Origin of the sequence: Psychrobacter sp. (assembly GCF_035469765.1) — a bacterium.
Taxonomy (GTDB): domain Bacteria; phylum Pseudomonadota; class Gammaproteobacteria; order Pseudomonadales; family Moraxellaceae; genus Psychrobacter.
On record NZ_DATIRM010000449.1, the window covers coordinates 1 to 2,508 of the forward strand.

The following is a 2,508-nucleotide window of genomic DNA, read 5'->3' on the forward strand; positions in this document are numbered from 1 at the left end:
TAGCATAGATTTCGTATTAACTTTTATCGCCAGCATACTTTTTAGAACACCACCAATTATCATAATATCGTTTTTCAAACTTAAAGGGTGACACATAACCAATCGTACTATGCAAGTGAGTCTTATTAATGCAGTTCACCCATTCTAGGGTTGCTAATTCAACATCGTTAACACTAGTCCAGCTCTCCTTTAAATACTCAATCACCTCAGACTTGTACAGCCCATTGACTGTTTCAGCCAATGCGTTGTCGTATGAATCGCCTGTAGTACCAACAGACGCAATCACGCCAGAGTCCGTCATCTTATCTGTGTAGCGAATGGATAAGTACTGAACCCCTCGATCACTGTGATGAATCACATCTTTGGGATTATTTCTATCTGCTATTGCTTGGTTCAATGCCGCCATTACCATATCGGTATTCATGCGATGAGAGACTTTCCAGCCCACAATAGCACGGGCAAACACATCAATGATAAAAGCAGTATATACCCAGCCGCTAGTTGTCTTGATATAAGTAAAATCTGTAACCCACAGCTGATTAGGACGATGGGCATTAAAGTTGCGATTGACCAAGTCGTCAGCACGCTTTTGGTCGTCACGACTGTTGGTGGTCATCTTACCCTTACCGCGCCAAATCCCCTGCATGCCATGCTGGTTCATTAAACGCTCTACGGTACACCGAGCAACCTTTAACCCGTCAGCTTTCATCTGCTTCCATACTTTACGCGCACCGTAACGGCATTTGCTGACCTGCCAAATACGTTTAATCTCGCTGAGATAGTCGTCGTCATGCTGACTGCGCAGTGAACGCTTTTCAGGGCAGCACTCTAGGTCTTTAGCCCGGTGATAGGTTGACGGGGCAATCGGTAGTACTCTACAGATGGCTTGGGTCCCGTATTGATCTTTATTATCGTCAATAAACTCAACCATTACTTGTGTGGGCGGCCGAGCTCCGCCTGGGCGAAAAAAGCAGCAGCTTTACGTATAATCTCATTGGCTTGCTTAAGCTCTTTATTCTCGCGCTCAAGCTCTTTGATACGTTGCTCTTGATTCTGAGCTTGCACATTTGCAGGAATGGTTTGATCGATGTGCTTTTTATGCCATGATCGTAGCGTTTCGGGTGTGCAGCCGATCTTAGGCGCAATGGCTTGAATCGCTGACCAATTAGATGGATAGTCGCCTGCTGCTTCAATCAGCATGCGAACGGCGCGTTCTTTAATTTCGGGAGTGTAGTTTTGTCTTTTCATTGTCGTATTCTCTCAGAATATTTAGTCTCCGACAATCCCGGGGCGGTTCAATTGTGGCGATACTAAATAAGCGGAATGAAAATGATCAAACCCAACCGATCTAGAAACGCCTATACCAATAATAGTTTCAACTCCTCAGATCTCAAAACTATTTTGCATTCTAAACGTGCCAATATTTATTACTTATCACATTGCCGTATGATGCAAAAAGTGACTTAGAAATCCGTTACTAGCTCGCTAATGTTCGCGCTGTACTTCATCACCGTACAGGTGACTTGGAAATTTGGTGACTTCATCAGGTAAACCCCATTTACCTTCCTCAAAAACATTAGGTATAAGAAAGTAGCTTAAATAATCATATGGAATAAGTGTTTTTTATGATATTGGCTTTTTTTGTGTTTAACATTCTTTATCCTAATCATTCTTATAAGAACTAAAGTGTATTCAACTCAAATATTGTCAGCAGATAGCAAACTTGCCCTTAGATCTGCCTATCTAAAATAAGAACTGGGGCTTTAGGTTATGCTTCAAGAATTTTCATATCCATGTGCCTCTGGTTCTTTATCAACCTGCGTGAGATACAAATATGTAGAACTCTTATCATTGAGTTGGCTTATCAAATAATTTTTCAATAGGTTTAGTGTGGATAGTAGAGCTGTTAAACATCGACTTATTGCCTGTGTCTCCTTCTGTCCAAAAGTTAATATTGAATTGGGCATCATCACTTAATTCTACGCGGTGCCAATATTGAGGCGGGCTGACCGCAAACTGTCCGGCGTTAATAACGACTGTCTTTTCTGGCTCAGTAGCTGCTTCGTCTGAAAAACCATAAAAGGTAACCGTACCTTGCATGACACAAATTTGCCCGTATACGCCTTCCGCCGTATTGTGATGGGTTAATAAGGCGTTAGGGACTTTGTCTTTGGTGAAAAAATGGGTTGAACGTTTTATTTTCCAATGACTTGGAATGACAGGATTGGGATTAGTGGTGCTAGTGGTATTGTCAGTATTCGTAGTGGCACTCATGATAACTCCTTGGCTAGTTTACTTGCTGTAGATTTTTATCTCAATCTGCCTTAAAGGTCAACACTCAATTGATAATAATTATCATTAATATAAAATAGCACCTTTTAAAAGGCTTTACCACCCTTGTATGAGCTTGATTGTTAATAACAACATAACGTCCGAAAACACCTGCCTACTCCCCATTAAGTAGTATGGAAAGTAGTCGCTATACTGCTTTCGCTCAATAGTTATGAC

2 protein-coding genes, 1 pseudogene and 1 other annotated feature are annotated in these 2,508 nt (G+C 41.5%); of the genes and pseudogenes, 1 reads left to right on the forward strand and 2 read right to left on the reverse strand.

The genetic code is table 11. From position 1 onward, the window contains the following. Positions 1-16: 16 nt before the first annotated feature. Positions 17-1,248, reverse strand: a protein-coding gene (locus VLN09_RS12235; RefSeq protein ID WP_325246906.1) for an IS3 family transposase whose coding sequence is annotated in 2 segments (ribosomal slippage) — positions 17-972 and positions 972-1,248 — 1,233 coding nt in all. Because the reading frame shifts where the segments join, the coding sequence is not laid out codon by codon here. Continuing rightward, positions 857-973 (reverse strand) — a sequence feature (AL1L pseudoknot). It overlaps the preceding gene by 117 nt. Positions 1,249-1,329: 81 nt before the next feature. On the opposite strand from VLN09_RS12235, the pseudogene VLN09_RS12240 reads away from it, so the two are divergent. Next, positions 1,330-1,458, forward strand: a pseudogene (locus VLN09_RS12240) (subtype I-F CRISPR-associated endonuclease Cas1); the annotation flags it as partial. Between the two features lie 390 nt (positions 1,459-1,848). Here the strand turns inward: VLN09_RS12240 and VLN09_RS12245 are convergent. Then, on the reverse strand, positions 1,849-2,274 hold the full coding sequence (locus VLN09_RS12245) for a DUF1971 domain-containing protein (RefSeq protein ID WP_325246908.1): 426 nt from the start codon (positions 2,272-2,274) through the stop codon (positions 1,849-1,851). Positions 2,275-2,508: the final 234 nt, after the last annotated feature.